Source organism: Acidocella sp. (genome assembly GCF_036489515.1).
In the GTDB taxonomy this organism is placed as follows: Bacteria; Pseudomonadota; Alphaproteobacteria; order Acetobacterales; family Acetobacteraceae; genus Acidocella.
The window spans coordinates 72,848-93,403 of sequence record NZ_DASXFO010000091.1; the positions used below are offsets into that span (position 1 = coordinate 72,848).

The following is a 20,556-nucleotide window of genomic DNA, read 5'->3' on the forward strand; positions in this document are numbered from 1 at the left end:
AGTATTAATGATTTGGCGATAAAACCGGCTTATGGCGTCAGCAAGTTTGTTTCCCATAATCACGGCGTTTCCCACAGCCACTGCAACGGGCCTCGCTCGGCGCCGCGCGGCGGAAATTTCCGGCCGTGCCGCCGAGCATGACGCCGCCACGTACCTCGTTGCGCAGGGCTTTACGATCCTCGCGCAGCGCTTGCGTACAGGCGTGGGGGAAATCGATCTCGTCGTGGCCGACCGGGACACGCTGGTTTTCGTGGAGGTGAAGGCGCGCTCATCGCTGGCGGACGCGGCTTACGCCGTCTCGCCCCGCCAGCAAGCCCGGCTGCTGGAAGCCGCCAGCGTCGCCATGGCGCGCCATCCCGAATGGGCGCGCCCCTGCACCCGCTTCGACGTGGTTCTGTTCGGCGGCGGCGCGTGTCAGCACATCGAGGATGCGGTTCGCTACCAGTAGGTTCCGCGGACGGCGTTGCGGTGGGCGGGTGCGTTGGAGCAAGGGCTGATCGGATGGACTCATTCGATCGGATGAAGTCGCCTCGGCCTGCCACCAGCCTGCCACCGTGCTCAATCTCGTCAAGGACGCTAACGCGCCGCTGCGCGGTGGCCTCTAAGCGAGGCCATCCCTGACAAGATTTCCGCGCGGCGGCATTCTGATGGCAGGTCGGGACGAAGGAACAGGCGCTTTGCAGATCGAACCAAGGAACATTTGACGAGGACGACCAGGGCAATCGCTAAACGCTAAAAAGCTTATTTTTTCTTATGTTGAAACTATTTGATGCTGGGCCATGGGCGTCGTTGGTGCCACCGCCCATGGCCCAGCATAACCAAAAGTTTTTACGCCGCTTTTTTCAAAAAGCGGCCACTTTCTTCTACTTGCGGGTCACTTTCCGAACGCCGCCAATAGCCGCGCGTGCGCGCGGGCGCCGCGGTGGAAGCAGGCCAATTCGAATTTCTCGTTCGGCGAATGGATGCGGTCGTCATCCAGCCCGAAGCCGGCCAGCAGCGTGTCCAGGCCGAGATGGGTTTTGAAGGCTTCCACCACCGGGATCGACCCGCCGGAGCCGATCAGCGCCGTCGGCTTGCCGAATTCGTCCGCCAGCGCCTGCCGCGCCGCCGCCATGAAGGGCGCGTTGAGGTCCATGGCGAAGCCGAGTGCGGCGCCGGAGCGCTTGAATTCAGCCTTCGCGTCAGTGGGCAGCCGTTCGGTCACGAAACGCTCAAAATTGTTGAGAATTTTGACCGGGTCCTGGCCGGGGACGAGGCGGAACGTCAGTTTCGCCGTCGCCTCCGCCGCGATCACGGTTTTCGTGCCGGCACCCTGATAGCCGCCGTAGATGCCGTTGATGTCGGCGGTCGGCCGGGCCCAGAGCTGCGCCAGCGGCGATTGCCCATGCTCGCCCGCCGGGTGACGCAGCCCGACATCACCCAGGAACGCGGCCGCGTCGAAGCCCAGCTGCTCCCAGGATTTCTGCACCGCCTCCGGCACCGGTGCCACGCCGTCATAGAAACCGGGGATGCGGATGCCGCCCTGGTCGTCCCGCAGGTCGCCCAGCACGCGGGTCAGCGCGTTGATGGGGTTCAGCGCGAGGCCGCCGAACAGTCCGGAATGCAGGTCGCGCGACGCCGCCTTCACGGTCACCTCGACCGCCGCCAAGCCGCGCAGCGAGGTTGTGATCGCCGGGGTCTCGAAATTCCACATATTGGTGTCGGCCACGAGCACGAAATCCGCCGCCAGCGTTTCTTTCTCATTGGTCAGCAGTTCAGCCAAAGAGGGGCTGCCGCATTCCTCCTCGCCTTCGAGCAGGATCGTGAGGCGCACCGGCAGCTTGCCATTCACCGCCAGATGCGCCCGGCAGGCCTCGAAGAAGCTTACCACCTGGCCCTTGTCGTCCACAGCACCGCGGCCGACGATGCGCTTTCCGCGCGGCCCGTCGACCAGTTGCGGGTCGAACGGATCGGACTCCCACAGGGCAAGCGGATCGGCCGGCTGCACGTCATAATGGCCATAGAACAGTACATGCGGCGCATCCGGCCCGGCGCCGTGATGCGTGGCGATCACGCCCGGATGGCCCGCGGTTTCTGACAGGCGGGCGGCAAACCCCATCGAAGTCAGCGTGTCGCGCGCCCACTCGGCGGCCTTGCGGCAGTCCCCCGCATGCGCCGGCTGGGCGCTGATGCTGGGAATGCGCAGCAGGCTGAACAGTTGTTGCAGGGAGGCGTCGAGATGATCGTCGATATGCTTCAGAATTTGTTCCATGGTGCTTATCTGGGCGCAGCCTTCCGGAAAAATCAATGAGGCTTGATCTGGAGCAGAAACTCGCCGAAGAGGCGGGGATCATGGAACTCACGCTGTTCAATACCCGCACGCGGGGCAAGGAAATTTTCCACCCGATCGACCCGGCCAATGTGCGGGTCTATCTCTGCGGCCCCACCGTGTATGACCGTGCGCATATCGGCAATGCCCGCAATGTCGTGATGTTCGACATCCTGGTCCGGCTGCTGCGCAAGCTCTATCCGCGCGTGACCTATGTGCGCAACATCACTGACATCGACGACAAGATCAACGCGCGCGCCAAAGAGCGCGGCTTGTCCATAGACGCGGTCACCGAAGGGCCGATCCGCTATTACCATGAGGATATGGGCGCGCTGTACGCGCTGCCGCCGGATATCGAGCCGCGCGCGACCGACCATCTGGGTGAGATCATCGACATCATCCAGCGCCTGCTCGCCAACGGCCATGCCTATGAGGCCGAGGGGCACGTGATGTTCGCGGTGGCCTCGGATGCTGATTACGGCAAATTTTCCGGCCGTAGCCTTGAGGATCTGATCGCCGGGGCGCGTGTCGAAGTCGCGCCCTACAAGCGCGATGCCGGCGATTTCGTGCTATGGAAACCCTCCTCCGACGACCTGCCGGGCTGGGACAGCCCCTGGGGGCGCGGCCGCCCGGGCTGGCATATCGAATGCTCGGCCATGTCGCATAAGCATCTGGGGGAGAATTTCGACATTCACGGCGGCGGCGACGACCTGATCTTCCCGCATCATGAGAACGAGATCGCCCAATCCTGCTGCGCCTTTCCCGGCTCGACCTTCGCCAATGTCTGGGTGCATAACCGGATGCTGCTGGTGAACGGCGAAAAGATGAGCAAATCGCTCGGCAATTTTAAGGTCCTCCACGATGTGCTGGAGACCGCCCCCGGCGAGGCGGTGCGCTTCCTGCTGATGCGCGCGCATTATCGTTCGACGCTGGATTTTTCCGATGCCGGGCTGGTCGAGGCGCGCAAGGAGCTGGACCGGTTTTATCGCGCGCTGGAACGCCATCCGGGCGTGACTGCCGCAGCCGAGGTGCCGGAGAGTGTTCTGGCGCCGCTATGCGATGATCTGAACACGCCGGGCGCCATCGCCGCTTTGCACGCGCTGGCCGATGCGGCCATGGCCGGTGATGCGGCGGCGGGCGCAAGCCTGTTGGCGGCGGGTGGGGTGCTCGGCCTGTTCAATGTCACGCCCAAGGAATGGTTCGAGGGCGGCATCGACCAATCCGCTATCAACGATCTGGTCAACCAGCGTGTGGCCGCTCGCAAAAACAAGGATTTCGTGGAATCCGACCGGCTGCGCGCGGAAATCGCCAAGCACGGCGTGATCATCGAGGACGGCCCCGGCGGTACTTACACGTTGCGCAAGGCGTGATCATGCGCGGAGCCAAAAAATGACCGGGCGGGATGGTGGCGCGGAACTAGAGCCGATCGAGCCCTCGCCGGTGGTGATCCTGGTCCGGCCGCAAATGGCGGAAAATATCGGCGCGGTGGCGCGGGCCATGGGCAATGGCGGGCTGTTTCACCTGCGTCTGGTGGCGCCGCGCGACGGCTGGCCGCTGGAGCGTGCCTGGGTCACCGGCTCCGGCGCGCACCGCATTCTCGACAGCGCCGAAGTGTTTCCGACCGTCGAGGCGGCGGTGGCGGATTTACACCGTGTGTTTGCGACGTGCCCTAGGCCGCGGCACATCATCAAGCCGGTGCTGACGGCCCGCGGCGGCGCGGCCGAGGTGGTGGCGATCGGTGGTCGGGGCTTGCGCTGCGGTGTTCTGTTCGGCCCCGAGCGCACCGGGCTCGACAATGACGACATCGCCTGCGCCGACAGCCTGATCCGCTACGACCTAAATCCCGGCTTCATGTCGCTGAACCTGGCCCAGGCGGTGATGGTGTTCGGCTATGAATGGTGGCTGGCGCGGCAGGACGAACTGCCGATGCGCGCCCTACAAACCAACGAAACCGCCCCGGCCACCAAAGGCGAGCTCGATAATTTCATGGATCACCTGATCCGCGAATGCGATGACTCGGGCTTCCTGAAGAACGAGCAGAAACGCCCCGGCATGGTGCGCAACCTGCGGCATTTCTTCACGCGCGGCGAGGTGACAAGGCAGGAGCTGAACACGCTGCACGGGATCGTCAGCGAATTGGTGCGAGGGCGGAAGCTCAGATAAAGAAAGCAGCCGCTTTTTAAAAAAAGCGGCGCAAAAATTTTTTGCTCCGCTGGGTCATGGGCGTTGTCACCGACAATGCCCATGGCCCAGCATAACAAAGTTTTTTTGCTACTTTTTGTTCACAAAAAGTAGCCTTCCTTTCTAACTTAGTTCGACCGTCACCGGCACGTGGTCGGAGGGCTGGGTTTTGGCTCGCTCATCCTTGCCGATGCGCACTGCGGTGAGGCGTTCGGCCAGGCGCGGGGAGAGCAGCGCGTGGTCGATGCGCAGGCCGACATTGCGGTCCCAGGCGCCGGCCTGATAGTCCCAGAAGGTGTAGAGCGTTTCCGTAGGGTGCAGGGCGCGCAGGGCGTCGGTCAGCCCGGTCCAGATCAGCGCGTTGAAGGCCGCACGGGTTTCCGGGCGGACCAGCGCGTCCGTCGCGGGCAGCGCGCCGGCGGCGAAATCGGCGTCGGTCGGGCAGACATTATAGTCCCCGGCGAGCAGGAAATCCTGGTCGGCGTCGATCAGGTTCTGTGCATGGGCGCGCAAGGCCGCCATCCATTCCAGCTTGTAGGCATAGCCGTCGTCGCCGCGGGAATTGCCGTTGGGCAGGTACAGATTGCCGACCGAAACGCCCTGGCCGCGCACCTCGATGAAGCGGGAATGCAGGTCCGCCTCGCTCATGCCCGGCAGCTTGCGCACGGTCACTTCCACGGGGATGCGGTGCAGGATGGCGACGCCGTTATAGGATTTCTGGCCGACCACGATGGCTTCGTAGCCGAGCGCCTGGAAGGTGAGGGCGGGAAATTGGTGTTCCTCGCATTTAATCTCCTGCAGCAGCAGAAGATCGGGCTGCTCGCGGGAGAGGAAATCCGCAACATGCGACTCGCGCATCCGCACCGAATTCACATTCCAGGTAGTAATTTTCATGGCCCCGACATAGCCCGAGGCCCAAACTAATCAAAGTTTTTTTGCTTCTTTTTGTTCACAAAAAGAAGCGCTTACTTGCCTTCAGTCGATTGAGAACGAAGTCCCGCAGCCGCAAGCGGAAGTAGCATTAGGGTTCTTAACCGCGAAATGCGCCCCCATCAGCGCGTCCTTGAAGTCCAGCTCCGCGCCGGCCAGCAGCTCCAGGCTGGTCGGGTCCACGTACACGGTGGCGCCCTCCGCCGCGATCACCAGATCGTCCGGATGCTGCGTCGCGGTCAGGTCGAATTTGTACTGGAAGCCGGAGCAGCCGCCGGCCAGCACTTCGACTCGCAGCGCCTTCGACTCGGGATCGGCGTTGAGGATCTCCGCGACGCGCGCGGCGGCGGACGGGGTGAGGCGGAATTGGTCCAGGGTCTGGCTCATAACCTTGCATATAGCGTCTGTAGGCCTTGGTGGTAAGGGCAGGGATGGGGTATGGCTCAAGACCATGTGGAAAGCCCCCTATGCGGTGGCCGCGGGCATGTCGCGGGGCCGCAAGTTCAGTGAGATCGAATCGGATGACCGGAGCCCGTATCAGCGCGACCGCGACCGCGTGGTGCATTGCTCGGCCTTCCGCAAGCTGCAATACAAGACCCAGGTTTTCGTCACCCGCGAGGGCGATTTCTACCGCACCAGGCTGACGCACAGCCTGGAAGTGGCGCAGATCGCCCGCAGCATCGCCCGTAAGCTGGGGTTGGACGAGGATCTGACCGAGGCGCTGGCGCTGGCGCATGATCTGGGCCACCCGCCCTTCGGCCATGCCGGCGAGACCGGGCTGAACGAGGCGCTGGCGGCGTTCGGGGGGTTCGACCACAATGCGCAGAGCCTGCGCGTGGTGACCCTGCTGGAGCACCGCTACGCCAATTTCGACGGGCTGAATTTGAGCTGGGAGGCCCTGGAGGGCTTGGCCAAGCATAACGGCCCGCTGACCGCGCCGCCCGATTATATTGCCGCCTTCGATGCCGGCTATTCGCTGGAGCTGCACCGCCAGCCTTCGGCCGAGGCGCAGGTGGCCGCCTTTGCCGACGATGTTGCCTATAACACCCACGACCTGGATGACGGGCTGCGCGCCGGGCTGTTCGGCTTCGAGGATATTTTACACCTGCCGATGGTGGGAGACGCGGTGCGCGAGGCGCAGGGCGTGACGACAGAAATCGGCCGGGTAAGGCATGAGATCAGCCGCCGGGTGATCAACGCGCTGGTGCATGACGCGCTCGCCGAGAGCGCGCGGCGCCTCGCCGCACTGAATCCGCAAAGCGCCGACGACATCCGCGCAGCACCCGACCCGGTGATCGCGTTCTCTCCTCCCATGGCGGTGGCGAACAAGGAGATTAAAAAATTCCTTTTCGAGCGGATGTACCGGCATTGGCGCGTCAACCGCATGACGCACAAGGCCAAGATGGTGACCAAATCCCTCGGCACGCTGCTGCTGGAACGGCCTTATCTGCTGCCCGATGACTGGCGCGAGCGCGCCGGCAAGCCGGAGAGCGAGCAGGCCGCGGCGGCGGTGCGGGATTATGTGGCGGGCATGACGGACCGCTATGCTTTGGATGAATATGCGCGGCTGACCGACCCGTCCGTGCCGACTTGAAGGTGAGTAATGTCTGAGAATTTGTTTTTGGTCCTGCGCAGCTGGGTGTTGGCGGAGTTGGCGGTCCTGTTGCCCGGGTTGCCGGAAGAGGTGCTGCGGAAGGTCGAGCTGACGCCGACGCGCGATGCCGCGCATGGCGACATGGCGAGCAACGCGGCGATGGTCGCGGCCAAGCCCGCCGGCAAAAATCCGCGCGAGATCGCTGCCACACTCTCCGAGGCGCTGTCCAAGCGCGAGGGCATTGCCAAGGCTGAGCCCGCCGGCCCTGGTTTCGTGAACATCACGCTGGAAACCGGCCTGCTGCAGCGACAATTGCCCGTGATCCTGGCGGCGGAGCAGAAATACGGGCAATCGCCGGCGCTGCGCGGGCCGATCAACGTGGAATACGTCTCCGCCAACCCGACCGGGCCGCTGCATGTCGGTCATTGCCGGGGCGCGGTGGTGGGCGACGCGCTCGCCAACCTGCTGTCCAAGGCCGGCTACGACGTCACCAAGGAATACTACATCAACGATGCCGGGGCGCAGGTCATCGCACTCGCCCGCTCGGTTTACGTGCGCTACCTGGAGGCGCTTGGCCGGTCGCCGGACGCCTATATCGCGACGGTGAACGGCGGCATGCAATATGGCGGTGCGTATCTGCTCCCGGTCGGCGCGGCCTTGGCCGAGGCGCATGGCGACAATTTTGTCGACGAGCCCGAGGATTCCTGGCTGGATCTGTTCCGCGACTTCGCCGTGGAAAAGATGCTGGAGCTGATCCGCGAAGACTTGGCGGCGCTCGGCGTGCGGCATGACGTGTTCATCTCCGAGCGCGCGATGGTGGAAGCCGGCGGCGTCGAGACGGCGATCGACGATTTGGAAGAGAAGGGCCTGATTTATCGCGGCGTGCTGGAGCCGCCCAAGGGCAAGACGCCCGACGACTGGGAGCCGCGCGAGCAGATGCTGTTCCGCTCCACCGCCTTCGGCGACGACGTGGACCGGCCGGTGCAGAAATCCGACGGCAGCTGGACCTATTTCGCCAACGACATCGCCAACCATGCCGACAAGATGTCGCGCGGGTTCGGCGAGATGATCAATGTCTGGGGCGCGGACCATGGCGGCTACGTCAGGCGCGTGGTCGCGGCGGTGAAGGCGCTGTCGGGCAACGGCGAGGCGCGGCTGGACGTGGTGCTGTGTCAGATCGTGCGGGTGATGAAGGATGGCGAGCCGGTGCGCATGAGCAAGCGCGCGGGCACGTTCGTGGAGCTGCGCGACCTGCTTGAGGAGGTCGGGCCGGATGCCGTGCGCTTCCTCATGCTGATGCGCAAATCCGACGCGCAGATGGAGTTCGACCTCAACGCCGCGGTGGCGCAGACGCGCGAGAACCCGGTCTTCTATGTGCAATACGCCCATGCGCGCTGCCGCTCGGTGCTGCGCGCCGCAGCACAGGTGGACGCGGGCGCTGCTCTGGATTCGCTGAATGCGCCGGAGGAACTGGCGCTGATCCGCCGGCTGATCTCCTGGCCGCGTTTGGTCGAGCAGGCGGCCGAGGCGCGCGAACCGCATCGTGTCGCTTTCTTCCTCTACGAATTGGCCGGCGACTTCCACGCGCTGTGGAATGCCGGGCGCGAGAATGCGACCTTGCGCTTCCTGCAGGAGGACAAGCCGGCCGAGACCGCCGCGCGCGTCGCCCTGGTGGCGGCCACGGCTTTGGTGCTGCGTTCCGGCCTGGCCGTGCTTGGTGTCACCCCGGTCGAAGAGATGAGGTAGCCGGTGGAGCCCGAGGAGGATTTCGTCTATCGCACGCGCCGCGATCCCCGTGCGATGGACCCGGCGATGCGCCGCATGGCGCTGGGCGCCGGCGGCGCCTCGCTGCTGGTGATTGTGGTGGCGCTGCTGTGGAGTGGGGTGCGCGGCAGTGGTTTTGGCCCGCCGCCGGTGATCACCGCACCGCCGGGGCCGCTGCGCATCGCGCCGGTCAATCCCGGCGGGCTGGTCGTACCGGAGGCGAATGTGCCGATCATGTCCGGCGTGGCGTCGGTCGCGCCGCCGCAACTGGCGCCGGGCGCGCCCACCCCGGATATCTCGCAACTGGACCAGGATGCGGGCATCGGTGCGCCGCCGCCGCCGCCGGTGTTGCAGACGGCGCCCACCCCGGACATTGCCCAGCTCGACCAGGAAGCGGGCGTTGGCGCACCCCATTCTGCTGCGCCCCCGTCTTCTGCGACGCAGGCGACATCGTCCAACGCGCCGCTGGCCCCGGGGCAAAGTGCCCGCGACGTTGCCGTGCAGCTGGCGGCAACCGGCAGCGAGGCCGGCGCGCAAGCGGTTTGGAACGCGCTGAAGCTTAAAATGCCTGCTCTTCTCGGCCGTCGGGACGCGGACATCATTCCCGCCGTGGTGAGCGGCCGGACTGTGTGGCGGCTGCGCATCGGCGGCTTCGCCGACCTCCAAGCCGCGCGGGATTTCTGCGCCTCCGTCCAAGCCCAGGGCGCGGCCTGCACGGTGGCGGTGTTTTGAAGCCGGTCATTCTTGGCATTTCCGGTCCGGCGCTTGCACCGGACGAACGTGCGTTGTTCCGGGCGCACCCGCATCGCGGCGTGATCCTGTTCTCGCGAAACATAAAAGACACGTTTCAACTATCTGATCTTACATCTGAAATTCGAGAGATTCTGCCGGCAGATGCGGTGCTGATGGTGGACCAGGAAGGCGGGCGCGTGGCGCGGCTGAAGCCGCCGCACTGGCAAGCTTTGCCCGCTGCCGGTGCGTTGCGCGACGAGGCGGAAGCCTATGCCCATGGCAGGGCGCTGGGGGCGATGGTCAAGGCCGCCGGGTTCGACGTCACGGCGGCGCCGGTGCTCGACCTGCGTTATCCCGGCGCCAGTGATGTGGTGGGCGACCGCGCCATCACCGGTGGGCCGGAGACCGTGGCGCTGCTGGGCGGCAAAATCGCCGAAGGCATCCTGGCGGAAGGCGTGATCCCGGTGATGAAGCACCTGCCGGGTCATGGACGGGCGCTGGTGGATAGCCATATGGCGCTACCGAGGGTGCCGAAGGTGGATCTGTCCGACGATTTCCGGCCCTTCATCGCCAACAAAAACCTGCCCTGGGCGATGACGGCGCATGTGATCTATGAGCAATATGATCCGGTGAACCCGGCTACCGTGTCGCCCATCATCATTTCCGAAATCATTCGCGGAAAAATCGGTTTTGCCGGGACGCTGCTGAGCGACGATCTGGCCATGCACGCGCTGAGCGGCTCGCCCGCCGCGCGGGCGCAGGCGGCGCTGGCCGCGGGGTGCGACATCGCGCTGTATTGCCCCGGCGATTTCGCCGGCAATCGCGCGGTGCTGGAGGCGCTGGATGAGCGTTGAAACGCTCGACATCGTCGTCGCGCTCATCATCGCCGTGGTGCTGCACGAGCTGGCGCATGGCGCGGTGGCGCGCCTGCTGGGTGACCGCACGGCGCAGCAGGCCGGACGGCTGACGCTCAATCCGATCAAGCATATCGATCCTTTCGGCAGTATTTTGCTCCCCGTGATCCTCGCGGTGGGGCAGCTGGCGACGATCGGCCGAATCGAATTCCTGTATGGCTGGGCGAAGCCGGTGCCGGTGAACCCGATGCAGCTGCAGCTGAACGGGCAGCGCCACCCCAGACAGCTGATGGCGATCGTCGCGGCGGCCGGGCCGCTCGCCAATTTCGCCCTTGCGCTACTCGGCGGCTACCTGCTCTCGATCAGCCAGGCGACAACATTCCTGACTTATTTCATCATCATCAATTTGACGCTGGGACTGTTCAATCTGCTGCCGGTGCCGCCGATGGATGGCGGGCGGATCGCCGTCGGCGTGCTGCCGCTGCCCGCCGCGCGTTGGCTTGCGAAATCAGAAAAAGCTGGCATCATTCTGGTTTTGCTGCTTTTATTCGTCCTGCCGACGGTCTTGGGCCAGTTCGGCGTGGCTTTCGACCCGTTCCAGGCGGCGATGGCGCGCGTGCTGCCCTGGGCGGTTGATACAATCCTACGAATTACGGGGCATAGCGGTGGAGTCTGAGGCGCTCGTCCTGAATCTGGAAGGCTTTGAGGGGCCGCTCGATCTGCTGCTCGAGCTGGCGCGCTCACAGAAGGTCGATCTGGCGAAGATTTCCATCCTGGCGCTGGTCGACCAGTATTTGGCGGTCATCGAGGGCGCGCGCCGGGTTCGGCTGGAGCTGGCGGCGGACTGGCTGGTGATGGCGGCGTGGCTGACCTGGCTGAAATCCCGGCTGCTGGTGCCCTCCGCGGGCGAGGATGAGGACGCCGAGATCGCCGCGGAAACCCTCGCCGCCAGGCTGATCGACCTGCAGCGTGTGCGCGCCGCCGCTTCCTGGCTGAGCCAGCGACCGATGCTGGGCGTGGACGTGTTCGCGCGCGGCATGCCGGAGGATCTCACCGAGACCGACCGCAGCAAGCTGCGGCTGGAGATGAGCGGGCTGCTCAGCGCCTATCTGGCGGCGCGGCGCCGCGCCGGGGGCAAGCTGCAATACCGGCCGAAGCCGATGATCTTTTTCTCCGTACAGAACGCGCTGGAACGCCTGCACCGGCTGGTCGGCTCGAAGCCGGACTGGTCGAGCCTGGAAGGGTTTCTGCCGCAGGGGCTGGGTGATGGCCTGCCGCGCAGGGCGGCACTTTCAGCAACCCTGATCGCCGGCCTTGAAATGACCAAAGGCGGCCAACTGCAGGTAAGACAGGAAGAGATGTTTGGGCCGATCCTGGTACGGGCGGTCGAGGGCGAAGGGACGGTGACGGATTTTGAGGATGAGCATGGACCAGACTGACGCGCAGGCCCCTGAGAGCGTGACCGGGGTTCCCGTGCCGGAGTCGGCGCTGCGCCTGGTCGAGGCGGCGATTTTTGCCTCTGCCCAGCCAGTGAGCGCGCGCGTGCTCGCCAACCTTCTGCCCGATGACGCCGATCTCGCCGCGGTGATGGCGGCGCTGGTCGAGGCCTACGCGCCGCGCGGGATCAACCTGGTGCAGGCCGCCGGCGGCTGGCAGTTCCGCACCGCGCCGGATGTCGTCCCGGCCTTGCGCAAGGTGGTGGAGGTGCCGCGCCGGCTGCCGCGCGTGGCGATGGAGACGCTGGCGATCATCGCCTATCACCAGCCGGTCACGCGCACCGAGATCGAGGAGATCCGCGGCGCCGCTCTGTCGCAGAACACGCTCGACCTGCTGCTGGAGAACGGGCTGGTGACGCCGAAGGGCCACAAGGAGACGCCGGGCCGGCCGACCCTGTGGGGCACCACGCCTGCCTTCCTGGCGCAGTTCGGGCTGAACGACCTGCGCGACATGCCCAAGCGCGAGGAGCTGCTGCTCGATCCGACCGTGTCAGTGACGCCGCCGGAAGCGCCGCAGGCGCAAGCGCCGGCGGAGGACGCATCGTGACGTTGAAAATCACCCGCGAGACGCTGCAGAACGGCACGGTCCGCGCGCGCCAGCTGGAATATGCGGCGCTGCATCCGGAGATGCGCTGGCGCACCGAGTTGGAGATGGCGGCGCTGCTCGAGGACATTCTCGCCCAGCACGATGCCACGCAGGATTTATGGGTGTTCGGCTACGGATCGCTGATCTGGAACCCGGCCTTCCATTATATCGAGAAGCGGCCGGCGCTGCTGCGCGGCTGGCACCGGCGGTTCTGCCTGAAAATGTTCATGGGCCGCGGCTCGCCGCAGACGCCGGGTGTGATGCTGGCGCTGGACCAGGGCGGGGCCTGCCATGGGGTGGCCTTCCGCATCGCCGCCGGCAAGGTGCGCGAGGAGCTGGGCATTCTCTGGCAGCGTGAGATGCATGGCGGCGCCTATCATGCGCGGCTGCTGCCGCTGGAAGCCGAGGGCGAGCCAATTGCGGCGGTCACCTTCGTGATCAACCACGACCATCCGCGCTATATCCGCGAAATCAGCCTGGAGCAGACCGCGGCGCTGATCGCCACCGGCTGCGGCGATCTCGGCACCTGCCGCGAATACCTCGAAAATACCGTGAAACACCTGGGCGAGCTTGGCCTGAGCGATGAGGGCCTCGTCCGCATCGCCGCGGCTTTGCCGAACCCTTAAGAGCCTGCTAGCAAGCCACCGGTATGTTTGGATTTTCCTGGGCAGAGATTGGACTGATTATGGCGGTGGCGTTGATCGCCATTGGACCGAAGGATTTGCCTGTGGCGATCCGGACCGTCACCGCGATGATGAAGAAGGCGCGCGGCATGGCGGCCGAGTTCCAGGGGCATGTCGACGAGATGATGCGCGATGCGAATCTCTCCGACGTCAAGCAGGAGATCGACAAGCTGCGGCGCTTCGATTTCAAGAGCGCTGCGGAAAACGCGATTGACCCGGACGGCGCGTTGCGCGACTCGGTGGCGCGGCCGTTCGATATGCCGTCTATGGCCGCAGCACCGGTGGCGGCGGCCGCGGCGGCCGGATCAGAGCCTGCGGCGGAGTTGGCATCCGTCTATGAAATGGGTGAGGGGGCCGGGCCGAGCTTCGTGCCGCCGCCGGTGGTGGCGGAGGTCACCGCCGAGGCGCCCGCCTTCATTCCGCCGGACGCGGCGCGCAAACCGCCGGTCCCGGATTTCATCCCGCCGGGCACCAAGCGTTGGGGATATTGAGTGGTGGATAACGTGACCCCGGAAGACGAGATCCACGACAAGGAAATGTCCCTGCTGGACCACCTGTCGGAGCTGCGGCGCCGGCTGCTGTGGTCGGCGGGGACGTTCCTCATCGCCTTCATCATCAGCTATCATTTCGCGCCGCGGATCTACGATTTCCTCGCAGCCCCGCTGGCGCACGCGCTGGAGGCGCGCGGCCAGAAGCCGGAGATGATCTACACCGCGCTCTACGAGGCGTTCTTCACTTACATCAAGGTCTCGGTGTTCGCCGCCGCCTTCCTGTCCTTTCCGGTGATCGCGACACAGCTCTGGCTGTTCATCGCGCCCGGCCTGTACAAGCGCGAGAAGCGGGCGATGCTGCCCTTCCTCGTGGTCACGCCGATCTTGTTTTTTGCCGGCGGCGCGCTGGCCTATTACGTGATCTTCCCGGCCGCCTGGAGATTTTTCCTGAGTTTTCAGAACACCGCTCCGGGCAGCGATGTGCAGATCGACCTGATGGCGAAGGTCAGCGATTATCTGAACCTGGTGATGAAGCTGATCTTCGCGTTCGGCCTGTCTTTCGAGCTGCCGGTGCTGCTCACGCTGCTCGGTAAGGTCGGCATCATCGGCTCCGCAGGCTTACGCAAATACCGGCGCTACGCCTATGTCGGCTGCTTCATCCTGGCGGCGGTGCTGACCCCGCCGGATATCCTGACCCAATGCGGCCTCGCTTTGCCGCTGATCCTTCTTTATGAAATTTCGGTCTTCTCCGTGAAAATGGTCGAACCGAAAGTCGATCCGGAAGCATAACCATGCATGATATCAAGGCGATCCGGGAAAACCCGGCGGCGTTCGACGCGGCCATGGCCCGGCGCAATGTTTTGCCGCTCTCTGCCGGGCTGATGGCGCTGGACGAAGAGCGGCGGCAGGCGGTGGCGCAGTTGCAGGTGCTGCAGGCGGGGCGCAACGCGCTGGCCAAGCGGATCGGCGAGGCCAAGCGCGCCCGCCAAGACACTGCGGCGCTGGAAGCCGAGGGCGCGGCCCTGCGTGGGAAGATGGAGGCGCTGGAAGCCGAGGTCCCGCGGCTGGAGGCGCTGCTGCGCGAGACGCTCGCCGCGGTGCCGAACGTGATGGACGAGGCCGTGCCCAACGGGCGCGACGAGGCGGACAACCGGGAGATCAAGCGGCACGGCACGATCCGCGAGTTCGGCTTCGCACCCCAACAGCATTTCGAGATCGGCGAAAAGCTGGGCATGATGGATTTTGCCGCCGCGGCGAAACTCGCGGGCTCGCGTTTCACCGTGCTGCGCGGCGGGCTGGCGCGGCTGGAGCGGGCGCTGGGGCAGTTCATGATCGACCTGCACGTGACCGAACATGGTTATACCGAGACCATGGTGCCGCTGCTGGTGAACGACGCGGCGGCTTTCGGCACCGGCCAACTGCCGAAATTCCGTGAGGATTTATTCCAGACCACCGACGGGCGTTGGTTGATCCCGACCGCCGAAGTGTCGCTGACCAACCTTGTCGCCGGCGAAATTCTGCCGGCAGCGCAACTGCCGGTCCGCGTCACCGCGCTCACGCCGTGCTTTCGCTCCGAGGCTGGTTCGGCCGGGCGCGACGTGCGCGGCATGCTGCGCCAGCACCAGTTCACCAAGGTGGAGCTGGTCAGCATCGTGCCCCCTGAGGCAAGCGAAGCGGAGCATGAGCGCATGGCCGCTTGCGCCGAGGCCGTGCTGGAAAAACTCGAACTGCCGTATCGCCGCATGCTGCTCTGCGCCGGCGACACCGGCTTCTCGGCGGCAAAAACCTACGATCTGGAAGTCTGGCTCCCCGGCCAGGAAATGTACCGGGAAATTTCCTCCTGCTCGAATACGCGGGCCTTCCAGGCGCGGCGGATGAACGCACGCTACCGCGAGGCCGACGGCAAGGCACCGGGCTTCGTGCACACGCTCAACGGCTCTGGCGTGGCGGTCGGCAGGGCGCTGATCGCGGTGCTGGAAAATTACCAGAACGAGGACGGTTCGGTGACGATCCCGGCGGTGCTGCGGTCTTATATGGGCGGGCTCGAGCGGCTGGTCGGGTAGAGGAAAGCAAGTGGCCGCTTTTTGAAAAAGAGCAGCGCAAAAACTTTTTTTATGCTGGGCGGAGGGGCTAAAGGTTCCGGCGGTGCGTAGCACCGTTGGAATAGCCCCGGAGGGCGCGGGCGTTGAAACCAGCACGGCCTAGAGCCGGATGATTTTAGATCGAATCGCGTAGCGATCCGCTCTAAAATCTGAATCCGGCTCTAGGTAAATAAGTTAGAGCCAGATGACTTAAAGTCATCGCGCTCTAAAGGACCGAAAACCTCTTTTTGTTCACAAAAAGAGGCCTTCCCCTTCGGTTACCATTTGTTATGCACCGGCACACAGGGGCGTGGGACAAGCCGTTTGTAACTGGGTATAGACTGCCAGAGTTTTTCTGAAGGGGTTTTGCGTGGTTGATCCGGTCAAGCGGCGCGGCAAGGGCAGGACGCGCTGGATTTTTGTCGGGATCGCGGTCCTGCTTGTCGCCTTTATCTGGTACCGCCATTCCGGCCACGGCGCCGGCGGTTACGGAGGTCGCGGCGGCCGTCACGGCACGATGGCGGTGCAGGCGGTTGGGGTCGCGAAGGTGGTGTCCGGCTCGATGCCGGAGGTGCTGGACGAACTCGGCACCGTCACCCCGGTCGCCACCGTCACCGTGTTGCCGCAACTCAGCGGCTATCTCACGCAGGTCGCCTTCACCCAGGGCGAAGACGTGACCCAGGGGCAGTTCCTGGCGGAAATCGACCCGCGGCCTTATCAGATCCAGCTCGAGCAATATGAGGCGACGCTGGCCAAGGACAGCGCCGCGCTGGCTCAGGCCCGCTCTGACCTGGCACGTTACGAGGTGCTGGCGCGGCAGCAATCGATTGCCGAGCAGCAGGTGACCGACCAGCAATTCCTGGTCGCGCAGGATGCGGCGGCGGTCCAGGTCGATCAGGCCAATATCGACAGCGCCAAACTCGATCTCGTCTATTGCCATATCACCTCGCCGGTGGCCGGCCGGATCGGGCTGCGCCTGGTCGATCCGGGCAATTACGTCACCCCCGGCAGCGTGACCGGCATCGCCGTGGTCACCACCATCGCGCCCACGACCGTGATCTTTTCGGTGGCGCAGAGCAATCTGGCGGCGGTGCTGGTGCGGCTGGGGCAGGGGGCGACTCTGCAGGCCACCGCCTATTCCAGCGACGACACGACCAAGCTCGAAGACGGCACGCTCTCAGCGGTGGATAATATGATGAACACCAGCACCGGCATGGTGAAGCTGCGCGCGGATTTTGCCAACGCCGACAAGCAGCTGTTCCCGAATGAATTCGTCAACGTGCATCTGCTGGTGAACACGCTGACCAACGCGACCCTGGTGCCGAGCCCCGCGGTGCAGACCGGCGCTCCCGGCACCTACGTGTATGTGGTGGATGCCAACGACACCGTGAGCGTGCAGCCGGTGACCACCGGTCCGAGCAACGGCACCGATACGGTCATCACCAAGGGGCTGACGCCGGGCCAGACCGTGGTGGTGGACGGCGTGGACCGGCTCACCGCGGGGGCGAAGGTTAGCGTCGTCACGGCGCCGGGTACCCAAACCGCGGCGGCGGCTGGCAACGCGGCGCCGTCTGCACAAAACGGGCAGATGGCCGCGCGGCATCGGCATCACGGCGGCAATGCGAATGGTCAGCCCGGGGCGCCGGGTGAGACCGGCAGTGGCGCCGTCTCCTCGGGCGCGTCGCCTCCCAGCCCGGCTCCCGCAGCGCAGTGAACCCCTCCCGCCTTTTCATTCTGCGGCCGGTGGCGACATCGCTGCTGATGATCGCCATCGTGCTGACCGGGTTGGTCGCCTTCAAATTCCTGCCGGTCTCCGCTTTGCCGGACGTCACGTACCCGACGATTCAGGTGCAGACATTCTATCCCGGTGCCTCGCCGCAGGTGATGACCACAACTGTCACCGCGCCCCTGGAGCGCCAGCTCGGCGAAATGGCGGGGCTGAACCAGATGTATTCGCAGAGTTCCGCCGGCGCCTCGGTGATCACGCTGCAGTTCGACCTGTCGCTCAGCCTCGACGTCGCCGAGCAGGAGGTGCAGGCGGCGATCAACGCGGCCGGCAATCTGCTGCCGGCGGATCTACCGGCGCCGCCGGTCTACGCCAAGGTGAACCCGGCCGACGCGCCGATCATGACGCTGGCGATCACGTCGAAGACGATGAGCCTCACCTCTCTTGAGGACCTGGCGAATTCGCGTCTCGCCTCGAAACTTTCCGAGGTGCCGGGCGTCGGCCTGGTCAGTATCGGCGGCGGCCACGTGCCGTCCATTCGCGTCGAGGTGAATCCGCGCGCGCTCGCGAGTTATGGGCTCAGCATCGACAATATCCGCACGGAAATCTCTAACCTCACAGTGGACTCGCCGAAGGGAAGTTTTTCCGGCCCGGCGCAGAGCTACACCATCAACGCTAACGACCAGGTCACGGAGGCTTCGGAATATGCCTCGTTGATCGTCGCGTATAATAACGGCACGCCGGTCTATCTCGGCGACGTGGCAAAAATCATCTCAGCACCGGAGAATACCGAGCTGGGCGCCTGGGCGAACCGCCAGCCGGCGATCATTCTCAATGTGCAGCGCCAGCCGAATGCCAACGTCATCGCCACGGTGAATGCGATCAAGCGCGAGCTGCCGATGCTCACCAACGGCCTGCCGGCGGCGATGCAGGTGACCGTGATGAGCGACGGCACCACCTCGATCCGCGCCTCCGTCGACGATGCCGAGTTCGAGCTGATCCTCAGTGTTTTACTCGTCGTCGCGGTGATCTTCGTGTTCCTGCGCAATTTTCGCGCCACGATCATTCCCAGCATCTCGGTGCCGGTCTCGCTGATCGGTACGCTGGCCGTGATGTATCTGTGCGGCTTCTCGATCGATAACCTGTCGCTGATGGCGCTGACCGTGGCGACCGGCTTCGTGGTGGACGATTCCATCGTGATGATCGAGAACATCGCCCGTTATCTGGAGATGGGCGACACGCCGCTGGAGGCCGCGCTGAAGGGCGCCGGGCAAATCGGCTTCACCATCATCTCGCTCACCGTCTCGCTGATCGCGGTGCTGATCCCGCTGCTGTTCATGGGCAATGTGGTCGGTCGGCTGTTTTCCGAATTCGCGATCACCTTGGCCGTGACCATCGTGATCTCCGCCATCGTCTCGCTCACGCTGGTGCCGATGCTGTGCGCCAGATTGCTGCGCCAGCAGGGCAGCGTGAAGCCGACCCGGTTCGAGGCCTGGAACGAGCGCAATTTCGACCGGCTGATCGCCGCTTATGGGCGCGGCCTCACCTGGGTGCTGGCGCATGCACGGGCGACGCTGCTGGTCGCGGTCGGCACGCTGGTGCTGACCGTGCTGCTCTATGTCTTCATCCCGAAAGGCTTCTTTCCGGTCCAGGACACCGGCCAGATCGAGGGCATTTCCCAGGCCGCGCAGAGCACCTCCTACGCGGCGATGGCCGAGCACCAAGAGGCGCTGGCCGACGTGATCCTGAAGGACCCGGCTGTGCTCAGCCTGACCTCCTATATCGGTGTGGACGGCACCAATTCGACGCTCAACCAGGGCCGGTTCCTGATCAACCTGAAGCCCAAGGGCGAGCGGCTCTCCGCCACCGCGGTAATCCGCCGGCTGAACCGGGAACTGGCGGGCGTGCCCGGCGTGCATCTGTACATGCAGCCGGTGCAGAGCCTGACGCTGAACACCACGGTCTCGCCGACGCAGTACCAGTTCGTGCTCGAAGATTTGAATGAGAACGATTTTTCGATCTACGTGCCGAAGCTGATGGCCAAGCTGCAGACCTTGCCGCAGCTCGCCGATGTGGCGAGCGAGCTGGAGGCGGCCGGGAACAGCGTGTACATCGACATCAACCGCACCAATGCCGCGCGCTTCGGCATCACCGCCGCGACCGTGGACAATGCGCTTTACGACGCCTTCGGCCAGCGCATCATCACGACCATTTTCACGCAGACCAACCAGTACCGCGTGATCATGACCGTCAATCCGCGGCAGATGACCGGCATCGCTGCGCTGGGGGCGATCTATTTGCCCTCCTCCTCCGCCGCGGGCGGGCAGGTGCCGCTGTCGGCCATCGCCACCTTCACCACCCAGCCCGAGCCGCTGATGATCGAGCATCTGGGCCAGTTCCCGGCGACCACGATCTCGTTCAACCTGGCCCCGGGCGCTTCGCTCGGCGCCGCGGTCGACGCCATTCAGAACGCTGAGCAAAAACTGCATTTCCCGGCCGCGCTGACGACGAGCTTCCAGGGCGCGGCGCTGGCCTTTCAGAACTCGCTCGCCAACGAGGTGTTTTTGCTGCTGGCGGCGGTGATCGCCGTCTACATCGTGCTTGGCGTGCTCTATGAGAGCTTCATCCATCCGGTGACGATCCTCTCGACCCTGCCATCGGCGGGCATCGGCGCGCTGGTTTTTCTCTGGCTGGCTGGAGACGGGTTGGACGTGATCGGCATCATCGGCATCGTGCTGTTGATCGGCATCGTGAAAAAGAACGCGATCATGATGATCGATTTCGCGCTGAACGCCGAACGTAATGAGGGCAAGTCGCCGCGCGATGCGATTTATGAAGCGTCGCTGCTGCGCTTCCGGCCGATCCTGATGACCACCATGTCGGCGATGCTGGCGGGGGTGCCGCTGATCCTGGGCACCGGCATGGGCTCGGAGCTGCGCCAGCCGCTGGGGCTTGCCATCGTCGGCGGTCTGGCGGTGAGCCAGGTGCTTACGTTGTTCACCACGCCAGTGGTCTATCTTGCCTTTGATGGGCTGGCGCGGCGCTTCCGCCGGCGCGGGGCGGCGCCTGCATGAATCTTTCGGCGCTCTTCATCCGGCGGCCGGTTGCCACCACGCTGCTGACGTTGGGC

Annotated in this window: 19 protein-coding genes; 16 read left to right on the top strand and 3 right to left on the bottom strand. The window is 64.8% G+C overall.

Annotation, left to right across the window (positions count from 1 at the left end; genetic code table 11):
* Positions 1 to 46 precede the first annotated feature (46 nt).
* Positions 47 to 448, top strand: coding sequence for a YraN family protein (locus VGG47_RS13400; protein ID WP_408842091.1), 402 nt, complete (start codon positions 47 to 49; stop codon positions 446 to 448).
* 426 nt (positions 449 to 874) lie between these two features.
* Here the strand turns inward: VGG47_RS13400 and VGG47_RS13405 are convergent, their stop codons facing one another.
* On the bottom strand, positions 875 to 2,251 hold the full coding sequence (locus tag VGG47_RS13405) for a dipeptidase (protein WP_331539381.1): 1,377 nt from the start codon (positions 2,249 to 2,251) through the stop codon (positions 875 to 877).
* 35 nt (positions 2,252 to 2,286) lie between these two features.
* Here VGG47_RS13405 and cysS point away from each other — a divergent pair, with 35 nt between their 5' ends.
* The gene (gene cysS / locus VGG47_RS13410) at positions 2,287 to 3,678 is read left to right on the top strand and encodes a cysteine--tRNA ligase (protein ID WP_408842094.1); all 1,392 of its coding nucleotides are present in this window, start codon (positions 2,287 to 2,289) and stop codon (positions 3,676 to 3,678) included.
* Between the two features lie 19 nt (positions 3,679 to 3,697).
* Positions 3,698 to 4,471 (top strand): RNA methyltransferase, encoded by a 774-nt coding sequence (locus VGG47_RS13415; RefSeq protein ID WP_331539383.1) that lies wholly within the window; start codon positions 3,698 to 3,700, stop codon positions 4,469 to 4,471.
* A gap of 141 nt (positions 4,472 to 4,612) precedes the next feature.
* Here the strand turns inward: VGG47_RS13415 and VGG47_RS13420 are convergent, their stop codons facing one another.
* Both VGG47_RS13420 and VGG47_RS13425 read right to left on the bottom strand, forming a co-directional pair.
* Entirely contained in the window at positions 4,613 to 5,383 is a 771-nt protein-coding gene (locus VGG47_RS13420; protein ID WP_331539385.1) for an exodeoxyribonuclease III, read from the bottom strand.
* A gap of 81 nt (positions 5,384 to 5,464) precedes the next feature.
* Positions 5,465 to 5,806, bottom strand: a complete 342-nt coding sequence (locus VGG47_RS13425) for a HesB/IscA family protein (RefSeq protein WP_331539387.1) — start codon at positions 5,804 to 5,806, stop codon at positions 5,465 to 5,467.
* Positions 5,807 to 5,870: 64 nt separating this feature from the next.
* Here VGG47_RS13425 and VGG47_RS13430 point away from each other — a divergent pair, with 64 nt between their 5' ends.
* The 13 genes from VGG47_RS13430 (at position 5,871) to VGG47_RS13490 (ending at position 20,500) form a co-directional block, all read left to right on the top strand.
* Positions 5,871 to 7,013 carry a deoxyguanosinetriphosphate triphosphohydrolase gene (locus VGG47_RS13430; protein ID WP_331539389.1) on the top strand — a complete coding sequence of 381 codons (1,143 nt, stop codon included), beginning with the start codon at positions 5,871 to 5,873 and terminating at the stop codon, positions 7,011 to 7,013.
* 9 nt (positions 7,014 to 7,022) lie between these two features.
* Positions 7,023 to 8,759: an arginine--tRNA ligase gene (gene argS / locus VGG47_RS13435; RefSeq protein WP_331539391.1), complete on the top strand. Its 1,737-nt coding sequence runs from the start codon at positions 7,023 to 7,025 to the stop codon at positions 8,757 to 8,759.
* 3 nt (positions 8,760 to 8,762) lie between these two features.
* Positions 8,763 to 9,509 carry an SPOR domain-containing protein gene (locus VGG47_RS13440; RefSeq protein ID WP_331539393.1) on the top strand — a complete coding sequence of 249 codons (747 nt, stop codon included), beginning with the start codon at positions 8,763 to 8,765 and terminating at the stop codon, positions 9,507 to 9,509.
* A complete protein-coding gene (gene nagZ, locus VGG47_RS13445) occupies positions 9,506 to 10,363 on the top strand; it encodes a beta-N-acetylhexosaminidase (protein WP_331539395.1) in 858 nt (285 codons plus the stop codon). The genes VGG47_RS13440 and nagZ overlap by 4 nt, the downstream gene beginning before the upstream one ends.
* Positions 10,353 to 11,039 carry a site-2 protease family protein gene (locus tag VGG47_RS13450; protein ID WP_331539397.1) on the top strand — a complete coding sequence of 229 codons (687 nt, stop codon included), beginning with the start codon at positions 10,353 to 10,355 and terminating at the stop codon, positions 11,037 to 11,039. Before nagZ ends, VGG47_RS13450 begins: the two co-directional genes overlap by 11 nt.
* Entirely contained in the window at positions 11,023 to 11,802 is a 780-nt protein-coding gene (locus VGG47_RS13455; RefSeq protein WP_331539421.1) for a segregation and condensation protein A, read from the top strand. Before VGG47_RS13450 ends, VGG47_RS13455 begins: the two co-directional genes overlap by 17 nt.
* A complete protein-coding gene (scpB, locus tag VGG47_RS13460; RefSeq protein ID WP_331539399.1) occupies positions 11,789 to 12,406 on the top strand; it encodes an SMC-Scp complex subunit ScpB in 618 nt (205 codons plus the stop codon). Before VGG47_RS13455 ends, scpB begins: the two co-directional genes overlap by 14 nt.
* Positions 12,403 to 13,071 carry a gamma-glutamylcyclotransferase gene (locus VGG47_RS13465; protein ID WP_331539401.1) on the top strand — a complete coding sequence of 223 codons (669 nt, stop codon included), beginning with the start codon at positions 12,403 to 12,405 and terminating at the stop codon, positions 13,069 to 13,071. Before scpB ends, VGG47_RS13465 begins: the two co-directional genes overlap by 4 nt.
* Before the next feature lie 23 nt (positions 13,072 to 13,094).
* Positions 13,095 to 13,619 carry a Sec-independent protein translocase protein TatB gene (tatB, locus tag VGG47_RS13470; RefSeq protein WP_331539403.1) on the top strand — a complete coding sequence of 175 codons (525 nt, stop codon included), beginning with the start codon at positions 13,095 to 13,097 and terminating at the stop codon, positions 13,617 to 13,619.
* A gap of 45 nt (positions 13,620 to 13,664) precedes the next feature.
* Positions 13,665 to 14,408 carry a twin-arginine translocase subunit TatC gene (tatC, locus tag VGG47_RS13475; protein WP_408842102.1) on the top strand — a complete coding sequence of 248 codons (744 nt, stop codon included), beginning with the start codon at positions 13,665 to 13,667 and terminating at the stop codon, positions 14,406 to 14,408.
* 2 nt (positions 14,409 to 14,410) lie between these two features.
* Positions 14,411 to 15,682: a serine--tRNA ligase gene (gene serS, locus VGG47_RS13480; RefSeq protein ID WP_331539407.1), complete on the top strand. Its 1,272-nt coding sequence runs from the start codon at positions 14,411 to 14,413 to the stop codon at positions 15,680 to 15,682.
* A gap of 388 nt (positions 15,683 to 16,070) precedes the next feature.
* On the top strand, positions 16,071 to 17,414 hold the full coding sequence (locus tag VGG47_RS13485) for an efflux RND transporter periplasmic adaptor subunit (protein ID WP_331539409.1): 1,344 nt from the start codon (positions 16,071 to 16,073) through the stop codon (positions 17,412 to 17,414).
* Complete coding sequence (locus VGG47_RS13490) at positions 17,411 to 20,500, top strand: multidrug efflux RND transporter permease subunit (RefSeq protein WP_331539411.1); 3,090 nt, start codon at positions 17,411 to 17,413, stop codon at positions 20,498 to 20,500. The genes VGG47_RS13485 and VGG47_RS13490 overlap by 4 nt, the downstream gene beginning before the upstream one ends.
* Positions 20,501 to 20,556 lie beyond the last annotated feature (56 nt).